We start from the raw sequence: 14,939 nt of genomic DNA on the forward strand, positions 1-14,939 counted from the left end.
ATATTTGCACTTTATATTAAGAGAATATGATTGTTTTTTACGTTGATAATAAAAAGGTTACCCCAATAGTGTCTCTGAAAAATGAGAAAACTGTTTGTGACTCTATTTGCTCATCAAACTGCATAAAACCCAAAAGTAAGTGTTGTAATAAGTACCTAAAAAAAGGCATCAACTGTAAGCGATGCCCTTTAACTTTTGATTTAAAAGCTGTTTCTTAAACTTATTACTCTACTTTTAATAAAAAGTAGTTTCTTCTACCTCTCTGAAGTATTACATATTTTTCAGCAATTAAGTCATTTTCTGTAATTGTAAAATCTTCTTTTACTTTTTCTTTATTTACAGAAATTGAATTTTCTTTTAAAGCTCTACGAGCATCTCCATTCGATTTTAAAAAGTTTGTTTTTCCTGCCAATGCTCCTATCATATCTAATCCTTCATTAACATCAGAACTACTAACAGAAGCTTGAGGTACACCATCAAATACATCTAAGAAGGTTTGCTCATCTAAACTTTTTAAATCTTCAGCTGTAGACTTTCCAAACAATATATTTGACGCAGCTATTGCTTTATCTAATTCGTCTTTAGAGTGCACAAAAACAGTAACCTCTTCAGCTAATTTTTTCTGTAAAACTCTTTGATGTGGAGCTTCTTTGTGTTCTTCTATTAAAGAATCAATAGTTTCTTTATCTAAAAAAGTGAAAATTTTAATGTACTTTTCAGCATCTTCATCAGACGTGTTTAACCAAAATTGGTAAAATTTATATACAGAAGTTTTATCAGCATCTAACCAAACATTTCCTCCTTCAGATTTTCCAAATTTAGATCCGTCAGCTTTAGTTATTAAAGGACAAGTCGCTGCATATGCTTTTGCTTCCTCACCTACATTCATTCTTCGAACTAATTCAGTACCAGTGGTAATATTTCCCCATTGATCAGAACCTCCCATCTGTAATTTACAGTTATAAGTTTTGTATAAATGATAAAAATCATATCCTTGGATTAATTGGTAAGTAAACTCGGTAAAGCTCATTCCTCCACCACCTTCTCCTGAAATACGCTTCTTTACAGAATCTTTTGCCATCATGTAATTAACCGTAATACGCTTTCCTACGTCTCTGGCAAATTCAATAAATGAAAAATTCTTCATCCAATCATAATTATTCACTAAAATTGGTGAGTTTTCACTTCCATTATCAAAATTTAAAAAACGTCCTAAGGTTTTTTTTATCCCCTCTACGTTTTTAGCAAGTGCTTCTTCATTCAATAAATTACGTTCATCAGACTTCCCAGACGGGTCACCAATCATTCCAGTAGCACCTCCAACCAAAGCAACAGGTTTATGCCCAGCTTTTTCAATATGAACCAATAAAATAATTGGAACTAAACTACCAATATGTAATGAGTCTGACGTTGGATCAAAACCTATATAAGCTGTTGTCATTTCTTTTTGCAATTGCTCTTCGGTTCCAGGCATCATATCATGAATCATACCTCTCCATTGTAATTCTTCAACTAAGTTCTTGGTCATTATTATATTATTTTTTGGTTTACAAATATAGTGTTTCGAAATTTTTTAACATCATACTAAATATGTCAATTTAATTTTAGAATTGATAGTTAACCCAGAGTTGATATAAAATCATTTTATATAAAAATCGATTGGAACTTATTTACCAATTTTCCTTTTTTTATCTTTGATAGCTTATATTTTAAAATGTATGATTTTAGTTACTGGAGGAACAGGTTTGGTAGGATCGCACTTACTGTATCATTTAACATTAAAAAATGATGCGGTTTTAGCTATTTATAGAAATAAAGAACGAATCAAAAATGTTGAAAAAGTATTTTCTTTTTATACAAATGATACGGATTCTTTATTAAAAAAAATACGCTGGATTCAGGCGGATATAACTGACATACCCTCTCTAAACATTGTTTTTACTAATCATATTACCCAAGTATATCATTGCGCAGCATTAGTATCGTTTAATCCTAAAGATTACAAAAAAATGCGCAGAGTTAATATTGGTGGAACTAGAAATATTGTTAATTTTTGTGTTGATAATACTATTAAAAAAGTATGTTTTGTTAGCTCTATTGCTACGATAGGTGACAGTATTAATGAAAAGTTTATTAATGAAGAAAATGAATGGCAAGATAGCAGTAATAACAGTGGTTATGCTATTACAAAATATGGTGCTGAAATGGAAATTTGGCGTGCAAGTCAAGAGGGAATAGATGTAGTTATTGTAAACCCAGGTGTTATTTTAGGTAGTGGTTTTTGGAAAGAAGGTTCAGGAAAGTTGTTCACTCAAATATTTAATGGCTTTAAATTTTACACGGAAGGAGTTACTGGTTTTATTGGTGTTAAAGATGTTGTTAACGTCATGATTATGCTTACTGAATCTAAGATTAAAAATGAACGTTATATTCTGGTATCTGAAAACAAATCATTTAAAGAAATTCTATCTTTAATCGCTGATGGGTTCAATAAAAAAAGACCTACAATAAAAGTAAATAAACTTGCCACAAAAATATTTTGGAGAATTGATTGGTTAGTAACAAAACTTACTGGTAAAGATCCATTACTAACAAGAAACTCTGCTAAATCATCTCATAATAAATCGTACTATTCATCACAAAAAATAGAAGGTGCTTTAACTTTCAATTTTCAAACTATACCTGAAGTTGTTAAAGGAATTTGTAATGATTACCTATGATTTCCTCTATCTAATTTATCTAACTTCTCTGGTAATTCCTTTCCTTTTAATAATAGTTTTTTATCTATTTCTTTTTCAGTTTCTTTCCCTGTTAAATTAAGAATATTTGGCCTGTCTAACGAATCCTTAATTCGTTGTTCAGTTATATAAATATCATACAAGCTATCAATATTATTCTTTACTAAGTCTAGCATTTCAGAATATTCATCTATTCTTGATGTGTAATATTTATTACTTGTATCAAATCTAATAGTATCTATTTTATATTTTTCATACACAACTACCATATAATTGGATAGTTTCTTTAAATTTTTATTCTTAACATTCTTTGCTGACGAAGCCAAGTACATATCCGTCAATAAATCAACCATAGAATCTTTAGGAATCAAATCTTTAGGCTTCTTGTAAATAGTATTACTAGTACAAGAAACCAAAAACATCAATATAAAAAAATATAAAATTTTATTCATTATCTATTAAAAACTAGACGTTCACCTTTAATATTTTCATTAAACTCACCTTCATTATACATTAAATTTCCATTAACGAACGTGTGAGTTATTTTATTTGAGAACTTTTGACCTTCAAAAGGAGACCATCCACATTTATATAAAATATTTTCTTTTGAAACTTCCCAACTTTGAGTAGGATCAACTAAAACAAGATCAGCAAAAAAACCTTCTTTTATAAATCCTCTTTTCTCCACACTAAATAACTTAGCAGGATTATGACACATTTTTTCTACTGCTTTCTCAATAGGCAACACTCCTTCTTTAACTTTTTCTAAAACAGCAATTACAGCATGTTGTACTAATGGCCTTCCGCTTGGTGCTTTGGTATATACATTGTCTTTTTCTTCAAGAGTATGAGGTGCATGATCTGTAGCAATAACATCTATTCTATCATCTAATAAAGCCTTCCATAACCCCTCTTTATCCTTTTGAGTTTTAACAGCCGGGTTCCATTTAATATGAGTTCCTTTAGCATCATAATCTGCATCTGTAAACCATAAATGGTGCACACACACCTCAGCTGTAATTTGTTTTTCTTCTAAAGGAATATCATTTCTAAATAAATGAGTTTCTTTTTCAGTAGATAAATGAAATATATGTAAGCGAGCTCCTGTTTTCTTTGCTAACTCTATTGCTTTTGATGAAGACAAGTAACATGCTTCTTCACTACGAATGATTGGATGGTATTTAATGGGAATATCATCTCCGTATTTTGCTTTATATTCTTCAGTATTCTTTCTTATGGTAGCCTCATCTTCACAATGAACAGAAATTAAAAGCTTTGTTGACGAAAATATTTTTTCCAAAACCTCTTCATTATCAACTAACATGTTTCCTGTTGAAGAACCTAAAAACAACTTAATACCAGCAACATTTTTAGAATCAGTCTTTAATAATTCTTCTAAATTATCATTAGTCCCACCAAACATGAAAGAATAGTTTGCATATGATGTTTTTCTTGCTACTTCAAACTTTTCTTCTAATAATTCTTGAGTTGTTGCCTGAGGAACAGTATTGGGCATTTCAATAAATGACGTAATTCCTCCAGCAATTGCTGCTTTACTTTCTGTAGCTATATTAGCTTTATGCGTTAATCCTGGTTCTCTAAAATGCACTTGATCATCAATCATACCAGGAATTAAATACTTTCCTTCTGCATTAATAATTGTTATATTGGTTACTTCAATATTAGTAGCTATTTGTTTTATATATCTCCCTTCAATTAAAACATCGCCAGTAAAAACCTTGTTTTCGTTAACGATTTTTGCATTTTTTATTAAATATGATTGCATGTTATTTTGGTAATCCGTTTAATCTCATTTTTATAACTCCAAAAAGCGCTTCGTATACTATACCTCCACTCATTTTTGATTCTCCTCGAGTTCTATCAGTAAAAATAACTGATACTTCTTTTATTTTAAATTTATGCTTCCAAGCTTTATATTTCATCTCTATTTGAAAGGCATATCCAACAAATTTAACTTTATCTAATTGTATTGTTTCTAATACATTTCGCTTCCAACAAACAAAACCTGCGGTAGTATCATGTACTGGTATTCCTGTTATAAAACGAACATATTTGGAGGCAAAATATGACAACAATACTCTATTCATTGGCCAATTAACAACATTAACTCCTACAGAATATCTTGACCCCACTGAAACATCTCCTCCTTCAATAGCACAAGCGTTATACAACCTTATTAAATCTTTAGGGTTATGAGAAAAATCGGCATCCATTTCTATAATATAATCGTACCCTTTATCTAATGCCCATTTAAATCCATGAATATAAGCAGTTCCTAGGCCATTCTTTTCTTTTCTGTTTTCTATATATAATCTACCAACAAATTCTTTTTGTAATTCTTCAACAATCGAGGCGGTTCCGTCTGGAGAATTGTCGTCAACTACTAAAACATCAAAAGCCTTTTCTTGATCAAATGTGGCTTTTATAATTGCTTCAATATTTTCTTTTTCATTGTATGTAGGAATAATGACTATGGTGTCTGACCTCATAATTTTCATCTAAATAAAAGCAAATATACACTAATTTATCACTAATTTTGTGTTAATTAAGAGCTCAAAACGCCAATTTTGCAAGCAATAGAACTTATTAATAACTCTGATAGTTGGTTTACGTTAGTAATTCTTTTTACTATTGTATTACTTGCCATACTTAAACTTATAAAACCAAACTATTTACTAGGGTATACATTAGCTTTTTTCACCCCTGGTTTTTTTCAAAAAAAAGCTGAGGAACATATGTATCTTTTCTCTCCTTTTAAATTTATTTTATTTTGCTATAGTTCAATTTCTATTTCTCTACTTGTTTACCTAGTTGCACAACCATCAAATACCAATACAAATAGCTTTATTAGCTTTCTAATTATATTAACATATGTATTTTGTTATTTACTTATTAAATATTTTATAGAAAATATAATTGCTAGCATATTGTCCATAAAAAACAATATTAATTACTTTTTACATGTTAAGTACGGGTATTTATTTACTGTAAGCTTATGGGGTTTACCTCTAATCATACTTTATAAATACAGTTTGCATAGTCGCTTTTTTTTAATTACCACACTGATTATATTACTTATTTTCAGAGCCTTTTTAATAATAACTAACAATAAAAACATAGTTATAGGTAAGTTGTTTTATTTTATTTTGTATTTTTGCACCCTTGAAATAGCACCGCTATTAATTCTTTATAAAACAACAACTACATAAAGAGACAATTTATGAAAGTGAAAACTATTTTAGTATCTCAACCAGCACCAAAAACTGAAACTTCTCCATACTTTGATTTGGCAGAAAAACAAAAAGTTAAAATTGACTTTCGTTCGTTTATTCATGTTGAAGGTATCCCTGTAAAAGAGGTAAGGGCTCAAAAAATAGATTTAAATAACTATACCGCTATTATCTTAACAAGCAGAAATGCTGTTGATAATTTTTTCAGAATAGCAGAAGAAATGCGTTTTACAGTTCCTGATGACATGAAATACTTCTGTCAATCGGAAGCTGTAGCTTATTACCTTCAAAAATATGTTGTTTACAGAAAACGCAAAATTTATGTTGGTAACAGAACTTTTCCTGAACTAACAAAATTAATTAAGAAGCATAAAGATGAAAAGTTTTTATTACCTTCTTCTGATAAATTAAAAGCACTTATCCCAACTGAACTTGACAAGCTAGGAGTTGATTGGAAGCGTGCTGATTTATACAGAACGGTAGTAAGTGATTTAACAGATTTGGAAAACGTTTTTTATGATGTATTGGTATTCTTCAGCCCTTCTGGTATTGATAGCTTATTTAAAAACTTCCCAAACTTTAAACAAAACGACACCCGAATTGCTGTTTTTGGAAATTCAACCATTAAAGCTGTTGAAAAAAGAGGTTTACGTGTAGATATTTCTGCACCAACACCAGAAACTCCATCAATGACAATGGCATTAGATAAATATATTAAAGAAGTTAATAAAAAATAATTTTTATTCTAAGATATTTAAACCCCATCAAAAATAATTTTGATGGGGTTTTTTCTTACACGTAAGTTTCATATGAATACTTCGTCATAGTTGTAACACAAAATATTTTTATGATACTAATTCTTCTTTTTATTTCTGCTTGTTTTTTAGCATACACAAATGGTGCAAATGATAATTTTAAAGGTGTAGCCACATTATTTGGCGCTGGTATAACTAATTACAAAAAAGCTATTAACTGGGCTACAACAACAACATTTGCAGGTTCTATTACCGCTATTTTTCTTGCTAAAGAATTAGTTAAAAACTTTTCAGGAAAAGGGTTAGTTCCAGACGAATTAATACAATCTCCTGCTTTTGCCATCTCAATTGCATTAGGAGCTGCAATTACAGTTTTTACGGCCACAAAAATAGGTATGCCAATTTCAACCACACACAGTTTAGTAGGAGCACTCTTTGGAACTGGAATTATGGCTGTTGGCTCTCATTTTAATTTTGGAAAACTAGGTAATACCTTTTTAATACCACTTATAGTAAGCCCTCTAATTGCTACAACCTTAAGTTTAACAGCTTATGTATTGTTTAAATACATAAGGAAACAGATTCCTAGTTTAAATGCAAAAAAAACGACGTTACTTAGTACCTCTTCTTCTAAAATTTTAGACGGATTACATTATTTAAGTTCTGGAATTGTAAGTTTTTCTAGAGGACTAAATGACACTCCTAAAATAGTAGGGTTATTAATTATCATTAACACAATAGAGGTAAAATGGAGTATGCTTTTTATTGCTATAATTATGGCTTTAGGTGGTTTATTAAATGCTAAAAAAGTTGGTGAAACAATGAGTGAAAAAATTACAAAAATGAATTCTGCCCAAGGTTTTACAGCAAACATGGCAACAGGTTTGTTAGTTACAACTGCCAGCATACACGGGCTACCAGTGTCAACTACTCATGTTTCTGTAGGGTCATTATTTGGTATTGGAGTAATAACCAAAAAAGCAAATTATAAAACAATTGGAAAAATTATATTATCTTGGGTTCTTACCCTTCCTATTGCAGCGATTATGAGCGCACTTATTTTTAAAACACTCCAAATATTAATGTAACTTCTAATACAGTTTAAAATGGAACAATTAGTTATTTTTGAAAGAATGTAAATATTATTTATGGATAAGTATCTGGAAATCATAAAGAATTCATATACCGGTTATTGGAATTATTTAAAACAATCTGTACTGTTTGAATTAAATTGGGAAAATTATTTTTATGGATTGATTCTAATATCATTTATTGTTTGGGGATTGGAACTTATATTTCCATGGAGGAAAAAACAGCCAATATTCAGAAAAGATTTTTGGTTGGACATTTTTTACATGTTTTTTAATTTTTTCTTGTTGAACCTAATCGTTTTAATTGCCTTATCTAACACTTCAGAGCAATTATTAAATGATTTTTTAAGTATCTTTAATCTATCTGTATCCAGTGTTCAATTATTTGATATTAATAACCTCCACTACATATTAAAACTTCTTATATTCTTTATAGTTATCGATTTTATTCAATGGTTTACTCATACTCTTTTACATAAGTATGAGTTTTTATGGAATTTCCATAAAGTACATCATTCTGTAAAGCAAATGGGGTTTGCTGCACATTTACGCTATCACTGGATGGAACCTATTGTTTACAATTCAATGAAATACATTCCGCTTGCCATAATCGGAGGATTCACAGCTGAAGATGTAGCTATTATTCATTTTTTTAATATTACCATTGGTCATTTAAACCATGCTAATATTAACTGTGATTATGGGTTTTTAAAGTATATACTAAACAACCCTAAAATGCACATATGGCATCACGCCAAAAAACTTCCTAAAGAAAGGGAAAAAGGTGTTAATTTTGGAATTACATTAAGCATTTGGGACTATATATTCAAAACAAACTACATACCCCATAACGGAAGAGATATTGAAATTGGATTTGAAGGTGATGATACTTTTCCTAAAGATTTTATTGGTCAAGAATTATACCCGCTTAAAAAATAAATGCTTCTTTTTTTTCCTGTAAGTATTCAAAGAGAAAAACGATTAAAAACTGAACATGAGTAAAAATCTATTAATAATTTTTGTGAAAAATATTAAGCTAGGAAAAGTTAAAACTAGACTAGCAAAAACCATTGGTAAAAAAAATGCCTTTGAAATATATAAAGAACTTGTTAAAGTTACCGAGCAAGCTACAGAAGAATTACATCTTGACAAGCGTGTTTACTTTTCTGATGCTATTATTGATTTGGAATGGCAAAATCACACTAAAAAAGTTCAAAAAGGGATTGATTTAGGTGAACGCATGAAAAATGCTTTTCTTGAAGGTTTTGAAGATGGCTACAAAAACATCATTTTAATAGGATCAGATTTACCCGATATTTCTTCAGAAATAATTACCAAAGGATATGAAAAATTACAAAAAAACGAGGTTGTATTTGGCCCGGCTGAAGATGGTGGCTATTATTTATTAGGGTTATCAAAAATGATTGACACTATTTTTGATAATAAACCATGGAGCCAATCTAACTTATTAAAAGTAACTTTACACGATATAAAATCAACCACAAAAAACATTGCCTTTTTAAAGGAATTAAATGATATTGATACAATTGAAGATTTATTGAAATCTGATTTTTATAAGAACAATATCCATATTCAAAAGCTAACTAAAAATGACGAAACAACAACAACTTAAAGAAACCAAAGAGTATCTTGTAAACAAAGGAATTTCAGCTCCTGAAATTGGAATAGTTCTAGGAACAGGCTTAGGAAAACTAGTTGATGAAATTATTATTGAACAAGAAATACCCTATTCTGAAATACCACATTTTCCTCAAGCTACTGTTGAATTTCATTCTGGAAAACTTATTTACGGAACATTATCAGGTAAAAAAGTAATCGTAATGTCTGGTCGTTTTCATTTATACGAAGGCTACAATCTTTGGGAAGTTACCTACGGAATACGTACCATACAACAAATAGGAATTAAAACCTTATTAATTTCAAACGCTGCTGGAGCTATTAATTTAAACTTCAAAAAAGGTGATTTAATGCTTATCGAAGATCATTTAAATTTACAAGGAAGTTCGCCTCTAGCGTTTAAAGGTGCTGGGGAATTTGGTGATTTATTTGCAGATATGCTTGAGCCATATTCAAAAAAATTAAACACCAAAATGAAAGCTATCGCTAAAACAAACGACATAGATTTGAAAGAAGGTGTATATGCTAGTGTCGTTGGTCCACAATTAGAAACTAGAGCGGAATATAGAATGCTACAAATTTTAGAAGTAGATGCTGTGGGTATGAGTACAGTGCCTGAAGTAATTGTTGCTAAACATCTACGACTACCTTGCATAGCTATCTCTGTTTTAACTGATGAATGTGATCCAAAAAATTTACAACCAGTAAATATTCAAGAAATTATTGACGTAGCTGGTAAAGCAGAACCCAAAATGATCACTTTATTTAAAGAATTAATAAAATCAATATAATGTCATTCATAAAATAAGCTTCTAATCAGAGCACTCTTTTATTTTAATAATGACTAATTTTAAAAATATGAGTTATTTAGAAACAACAAAAAATGTATATAAAGAAGCAGCGTTAACCCCTGATGTGGGACTTTGTTGTACTACCAATCCTATTTGGGAATTACCTGGACTAAAAATACCACGTATTATGCAAGAAATGAACTACGGTTGTGGTTCTACTGTTCATGCTCGTGACTTAACTAACAATCCCAAAATGCTATATGTTGGTGTAGGTGGAGGTATGGAGTTATTACAATTTGCTTATTTCAATCGTTCAAAAGGAGGAGTTATTGGTTTAGATGTTGTTGATGAAATGCTAGAAGCTTCTCGTAAAAATTTTATTGAAGCTGAAAAAATGAATCCTTGGTTTAAAAGTGATTTTGTTGATTTACGAAAAGGTGATGCAATGAACCTTCCTGTTGAAGATAATTCCATAGACGTAGCTGCTCAAAACTGCTTGTTTAATATTTTTAAATCTGACGACTTAAAAAAAGCAATTGCTGAAATGCATAGAGTATTAAAGCCTCATGGCCGATTAGTAATGAGTGACCCCACCTGTGAGCAACCTATGAATGATGAATTACGAAATGACGAACGCTTACGTGCTTTATGTTTAAGTGGAAGTTTATCAATTGCTGATTATGTAAAAACTTTAACCGATGCTGGTTTTGGTACTATAGAGATCAGAGCTAGAAAACCATATAGAATTTTAGACCCTAAAAATTATCCAACTGACGAATTAATTTACATAGAGTCTATTGAAGTAGCCGCTATTAAAGATCCAATGCCAGAGGATGGCCCTTGTGTTTTTACTGGTAAAGCTGCAATCTACTTTGGTGATGAAGATTATTTTGATGATGGTTTAGGCCACACCTTATTAAAAAACCAACCATTAGCTATTTGCGATAAAACTGCTGGAGCACTTAAAGCTTTAGGTAGAGACGATATATTTTTCTCTGAGTCAACCTATCATTATGATGGAGGCGGATGTTGTTAAATCTTTATTTTACAATTTCAATATCAAATCCAATAATATCTCTAACACCCTGTTCAGTCATTTCTATTGGCTGAATAGGTGTTACATAATGCCATAAATCATTACCAAAAGTTTTTTCCTCTCCAGTATCTGCTTGAAAAGCAAATTCCCCTAATTCTAATTCTTTATTAAAAATCAGCTCTTTATTATCGCCGATTTTCTCAAAAATTTGAGTTTCTCCTCCTCTTATATTTTTTCTATTTACAACCAACGCAGAAATAATGTATTGCGCACCATCTTCATGCATTCCTTCTGGAGAATTTTCACCTTTTACTTCACCTTTTGTTAAGGTTCTCATAAAGTGGCTGGTAATTTTTAACTTACATATTTCTGGGTGTTTGCTAGCTACTAATTCAAATGCTTTTTTTAACAACTCATAAAATAATTTGTTTTCAACAGCTTCTTTAGTAGCTTGTTTAAACTCTCGTTTCCAACTTCTAAAATCATTTACATTTTGTTTAAAACTACTAGCCAAAACACGTTGAATTTTATAATCATTTTCAAGCTTTTCTATCGTAAAAGTTGAAATATTTCGCTGCCTTGTTACTGTTGAAATATTTGAAAACTGTTTTTTCTGTTCAATAGTTAATTTAGAAGTCCAAGGTGCTAAAACTTGTATGTCAAGTTGTTTTTCAAAATAAGGTTTATGAATGCTGGTTATGGAATCAATATCTTCAGGGAAGTTGTTTTTTAAAAACGTTATTTGATTTTCTTTCACTAAATACTCATCGTTTTCTAAGCTTTGAAATAACGGTTGGAAATAACTTAAAAAATTCTCTTTATTTATATGTAAATCAGTTAAACTTCCGATACAAATAGGAGATTTAATTTCTCTATTAATAACTCTTGATATGTTCTTTTCTGTAATCATTTCCTAATTTCTTAAATATGTAATCAATACATGCTTTTCTATTTAATAACCAATAAGCATAAGGTATTGTTATGATTTGTATGCGAACCCTAAACAATGTCTTATATTGCTCTATTGAAAAAGATCTTTCCATTTCTCCTGGGTAACCTATTAAATCAATACAAACTGTTTTATTATTATAAGGTAGCACAATATCAAAAAAGTACCCTGCTACGGCATGATGAAAAAGCACTTCATTTTTACTAATTCCTAAATTTATTAATTCTTTAAATACTTCTGTAGCAAAATCATCTATAAAAAAATCATCATTCCTAATGGTAGTATTTTGATTAGATTTTGAATAATAATCAATTAATAAATTAGTGTTACTAAAATTTTTAGGTAAAAAAGAATAGTATAAATTTTGTTTATATTTTGCTCTAGTTATACTAACATTAAATACATCCTCTCGATTTAAATATTGAAAAACTGTATTACTTGTGGCATCGTCAATAACCAAAGAAATGAACATAATATCTCTTTCTTCTCCTTGGAAATCAAAAGGAGTACCTACACTTATTTTATGCTTTTTAATTATACCTATATCAAACTCTTCTAACTTATTTTTCAAATAATTTACTTGATCTCTAAAAGGAGATAGAATCCCTATACTAGTACAAAGCGTGTTTTGCAGATTACTTTCTTCTTCTACAATTAAAATTATATCTTTTAATAACAGGGATGCTTCTTCAATATTAACCCCCTTCTTATCTTTAAATCCTTTAATATAGTGCCAATCTATAGCTGTATTTGTCTGATGTATTTTAATATCAGACATAATTTTTAGTTTATTATCATAAAATTTATCATTACTATAGTTAATAATACTTGGTACACTTCTATAGTGTTCATCTAAAAAATGAATATTGTCTTGCGAATTTACACGCTGAATAACGTAGTCAAGAAAGCTATTTTTTCTGTAGTTCAATACATCAATATCATGAAGTAATCCCAAATTAGTCGCTACATTTTCCATTGTTTCAGATGACAGAAATGAAACGTGTTTCAATTGTTTTGGATCACCAACAACCACTACTTTTTTTGCTCTAGCAATAACAGGAATCATCGTAGCTATATCACTTTGAGAAGCTTCATCAATAATTACAACATCGAAAATATCATTTTCTAAAGGCAAAGTATTACTAATATCTGTGCTTTTTGAAATCCAAATTGGTAAACAGTCTAATAAATACTTAAAACTGATTGACTCAAATAATTGTTCTTTAACCTCAGGATCAGTAGATTTTGTTAATTGTAACAAGTCTTTGAACATTTGTCTATTATAATTAATAGATTGTTGATTTTTATAAGACACAGAATAGCTTACAATTTTTTTAATTGTACTATTTTTTTTCTGTATATAATTATTTAAAAGCTCAATAAGTTGCCAAAAAGGGACTTCCTTTAATATTTTTTTAGAAACATATGTCTTTTTAATTCGTTTAAAAAAAGATGGAGTATAATCTAAAAACAATTGTGCATTTTTAATTTCTTTTATTTCTCTCCTTATAATTTCTTCCTCAATTTCATTAATTTTCTCATCTACTCTTTCCAATTCTCTTTCATAAAAAGAAATAGTTTTTTCATTAATATTTTGACGAGAAGAGAAATTTAAAATAGATTCTAACTTTTTTCTTAATCTAGAATTATAACTCCTTCCTTTACCTATTCTTACAGTTAATCCTTTAATTCCTATATCATTTACAATTTTGTCATTTACGACATCTACGGCCTGATCTGATTTAGAACAAATTAACACGCTCTTATTATTATAAACCATATCTATAGCTAATGACGCAATGGTGTATGATTTTCCAGTGCCAGGAGGACCAATAACAACTGTAAATGGCGAATCTGACTTTACTTCGTGAACAATCTCTTTTTGAGCTACACTCAAATTAGAAGGCACATAAATTGTTTCTATTTTATTCCTATCAAGAGCACGAAACATTGAATTTATATTCCTAGAAAATAATGCTTCTAACGAAGCATTATATAAGTGATCTTCTTTTATTCTATCAATCTCAAATAAAACATCTCTACTTGATTTTGTTTTTTCTATGATTCCTAAAGCTATTGAGTTATGAATAACTAATGAAGTATTTTTTTGTGCTCTTTTTAAATAAACATCATCACAAAGTACAGGAAGTTTGTGTAAACTATCAGTGGTTATAGGAATAATTTCTTTTAACTTTTCAGCTAAAACAAAAATGTTTTTCTTATTTAAAATCTCTTTATTAATAATTGATTTTAATGTTAAAACAAAACTATCGTCAAGATTAAAATTTTGTCTTAAAACATTAATAAGTGCTTCATTTATCCTATTCTCATCAAACTTATAATCAAAAAAATAAATTCCATCACTATTAATTTTTAATTCCACCGGAGTAACAATTAGTGGTGCACAAATAGTTCTTTTTTTACCTAAAAAATTAAGCTTTCCCGTAATAAAAAAACTATTCGTAATTAGTGTTTTATTTTTTTTATGAATTTCAAGATACCTGTATAAATCTTCTCCTAAATCAAAATCAAGCAATGTATTTTCTTCTTCTCTAAAAAGATAATTCTTATTTTGAAAAAAAAACCTTTTATCAACAGTAGCTCCAAAAAAACTTAATACATCATTATCTCTAAATTCTTGTTTATAGCAATTTTGATAATAAGATATTACCTTTTCAATATGCATCATA

At 29.4% G+C, this 14,939-nt stretch carries 14 protein-coding genes; 8 read left to right on the forward strand and 6 right to left on the reverse strand.

Annotated elements, in window-relative coordinates; translation table 11 throughout:
- Positions 1-223: 223 nt before the first annotated feature.
- Positions 224-1,528, reverse strand: a complete 1,305-nt coding sequence (gene tyrS / locus ACMFBB_RS10655) for a tyrosine--tRNA ligase (protein WP_435260767.1) — start codon at positions 1,526-1,528, stop codon at positions 224-226.
- A 190-nt stretch (positions 1,529-1,718) separates the two neighbouring features.
- Between tyrS and ACMFBB_RS10660 the strand changes: the two genes are divergently transcribed.
- Positions 1,719-2,720 (forward strand): NAD-dependent epimerase/dehydratase family protein, encoded by a 1,002-nt coding sequence (locus tag ACMFBB_RS10660; protein ID WP_435260768.1) that lies wholly within the window; start codon positions 1,719-1,721, stop codon positions 2,718-2,720.
- Here ACMFBB_RS10660 and ACMFBB_RS10665 read toward each other — a convergent pair.
- Genes ACMFBB_RS10665 through ACMFBB_RS10675 form a run of 3 tightly spaced genes read right to left on the reverse strand, consistent with a single transcriptional unit; the run spans position 2,711 to position 5,248 of the window.
- Positions 2,711-3,190 carry a DUF4296 domain-containing protein gene (locus ACMFBB_RS10665; RefSeq protein ID WP_435260769.1) on the reverse strand — a complete coding sequence of 160 codons (480 nt, stop codon included), beginning with the start codon at positions 3,188-3,190 and terminating at the stop codon, positions 2,711-2,713. The genes ACMFBB_RS10660 and ACMFBB_RS10665 overlap by 10 nt on opposite strands.
- Positions 3,190-4,524, reverse strand: a complete 1,335-nt coding sequence (locus ACMFBB_RS10670; protein WP_435260770.1) for a dihydroorotase — start codon at positions 4,522-4,524, stop codon at positions 3,190-3,192. The genes ACMFBB_RS10665 and ACMFBB_RS10670 overlap by 1 nt, the downstream gene beginning before the upstream one ends.
- A gap of 1 nt (position 4,525) precedes the next feature.
- Complete coding sequence (locus ACMFBB_RS10675) at positions 4,526-5,248, reverse strand: polyprenol monophosphomannose synthase (protein WP_435260771.1); 723 nt, start codon at positions 5,246-5,248, stop codon at positions 4,526-4,528.
- A gap of 78 nt (positions 5,249-5,326) precedes the next feature.
- Between ACMFBB_RS10675 and ACMFBB_RS10680 the strand changes: the two genes are divergently transcribed.
- The 7 genes from ACMFBB_RS10680 (at position 5,327) to arsM (ending at position 11,300) form a co-directional block, all read left to right on the forward strand.
- Positions 5,327-5,968 (forward strand): DUF4271 domain-containing protein, encoded by a 642-nt coding sequence (locus ACMFBB_RS10680; RefSeq protein WP_435260772.1) that lies wholly within the window; start codon positions 5,327-5,329, stop codon positions 5,966-5,968.
- Between the two features lie 11 nt (positions 5,969-5,979).
- Positions 5,980-6,726 (forward strand): uroporphyrinogen-III synthase, encoded by a 747-nt coding sequence (locus ACMFBB_RS10685; protein ID WP_435260773.1) that lies wholly within the window; start codon positions 5,980-5,982, stop codon positions 6,724-6,726.
- A gap of 110 nt (positions 6,727-6,836) precedes the next feature.
- The gene (locus ACMFBB_RS10690) at positions 6,837-7,832 is read left to right on the forward strand and encodes an anion permease (protein ID WP_435260774.1); all 996 of its coding nucleotides are present in this window, start codon (positions 6,837-6,839) and stop codon (positions 7,830-7,832) included.
- 60 nt (positions 7,833-7,892) lie between these two features.
- Positions 7,893-8,774: a sterol desaturase family protein gene (locus ACMFBB_RS10695; RefSeq protein WP_435260775.1), complete on the forward strand. Its 882-nt coding sequence runs from the start codon at positions 7,893-7,895 to the stop codon at positions 8,772-8,774.
- 55 nt (positions 8,775-8,829) lie between these two features.
- Positions 8,830-9,468, forward strand: a complete 639-nt coding sequence (locus tag ACMFBB_RS10700) for a TIGR04282 family arsenosugar biosynthesis glycosyltransferase (RefSeq protein ID WP_435260776.1) — start codon at positions 8,830-8,832, stop codon at positions 9,466-9,468.
- Positions 9,446-10,264: a purine-nucleoside phosphorylase gene (locus ACMFBB_RS10705; RefSeq protein WP_435260777.1), complete on the forward strand. Its 819-nt coding sequence runs from the start codon at positions 9,446-9,448 to the stop codon at positions 10,262-10,264. Before ACMFBB_RS10700 ends, ACMFBB_RS10705 begins: the two co-directional genes overlap by 23 nt.
- 67 nt (positions 10,265-10,331) lie before the next feature.
- A complete protein-coding gene (arsM, locus tag ACMFBB_RS10710; protein ID WP_435260778.1) occupies positions 10,332-11,300 on the forward strand; it encodes an arsenosugar biosynthesis arsenite methyltransferase ArsM in 969 nt (322 codons plus the stop codon).
- A 4-nt stretch (positions 11,301-11,304) separates the two neighbouring features.
- Here the strand turns inward: arsM and ACMFBB_RS10715 are convergent, their stop codons facing one another.
- Both ACMFBB_RS10715 and ACMFBB_RS10720 read right to left on the reverse strand, forming a co-directional pair.
- The gene (locus tag ACMFBB_RS10715; RefSeq protein ID WP_435260779.1) at positions 11,305-12,210 is read right to left on the reverse strand and encodes a 2OG-Fe dioxygenase family protein; all 906 of its coding nucleotides are present in this window, start codon (positions 12,208-12,210) and stop codon (positions 11,305-11,307) included.
- On the reverse strand, positions 12,176-14,938 hold the full coding sequence (locus ACMFBB_RS10720) for an AAA domain-containing protein (protein ID WP_435260780.1): 2,763 nt from the start codon (positions 14,936-14,938) through the stop codon (positions 12,176-12,178). The genes ACMFBB_RS10715 and ACMFBB_RS10720 overlap by 35 nt, the downstream gene beginning before the upstream one ends.
- Between the last annotated feature and the right edge of the window lies 1 nt (position 14,939).

Origin of the sequence: Tenacibaculum sp. nBUS_03 (genome assembly GCF_051201695.1) — a bacterium.
GTDB lineage: Bacteria > Bacteroidota > Bacteroidia > Flavobacteriales > Flavobacteriaceae > Polaribacter.

Excerpts from the sequence above, each read along its gene's own strand:
- tyrS (WP_435260767.1), bottom strand. The coding sequence starts at position 1,528 with ATGACCAAGAACTTAGTTGAAGAATTACAATGGAGAGGTATGATTCAT.
- ACMFBB_RS10660 (WP_435260768.1), top strand. The coding sequence starts at position 1,719 with ATGATTTTAGTTACTGGAGGAACAGGTTTGGTAGGATCGCACTTACTG.
- ACMFBB_RS10665 (WP_435260769.1), bottom strand. The coding sequence starts at position 3,190 with ATGAATAAAATTTTATATTTTTTTATATTGATGTTTTTGGTTTCTTGT.
- ACMFBB_RS10670 (WP_435260770.1), bottom strand. The coding sequence starts at position 4,524 with ATGCAATCATATTTAATAAAAAATGCAAAAATCGTTAACGAAAACAAG.
- ACMFBB_RS10675 (WP_435260771.1), bottom strand. The coding sequence starts at position 5,248 with ATGAGGTCAGACACCATAGTCATTATTCCTACATACAATGAAAAAGAA.
- ACMFBB_RS10685 (WP_435260773.1), top strand. The coding sequence starts at position 5,980 with ATGAAAGTGAAAACTATTTTAGTATCTCAACCAGCACCAAAAACTGAA.
- ACMFBB_RS10690 (WP_435260774.1), top strand. The coding sequence starts at position 6,837 with ATGATACTAATTCTTCTTTTTATTTCTGCTTGTTTTTTAGCATACACA.
- ACMFBB_RS10695 (WP_435260775.1), top strand. The coding sequence starts at position 7,893 with ATGGATAAGTATCTGGAAATCATAAAGAATTCATATACCGGTTATTGG.
- ACMFBB_RS10700 (WP_435260776.1), top strand. The coding sequence starts at position 8,830 with ATGAGTAAAAATCTATTAATAATTTTTGTGAAAAATATTAAGCTAGGA.
- ACMFBB_RS10705 (WP_435260777.1), top strand. The coding sequence starts at position 9,446 with ATGACGAAACAACAACAACTTAAAGAAACCAAAGAGTATCTTGTAAAC.
- arsM (WP_435260778.1), top strand. The coding sequence starts at position 10,332 with ATGAGTTATTTAGAAACAACAAAAAATGTATATAAAGAAGCAGCGTTA.
- ACMFBB_RS10715 (WP_435260779.1), bottom strand. The coding sequence starts at position 12,210 with ATGATTACAGAAAAGAACATATCAAGAGTTATTAATAGAGAAATTAAA.
- ACMFBB_RS10720 (WP_435260780.1), bottom strand. The coding sequence starts at position 14,938 with ATGATGCATATTGAAAAGGTAATATCTTATTATCAAAATTGCTATAAA.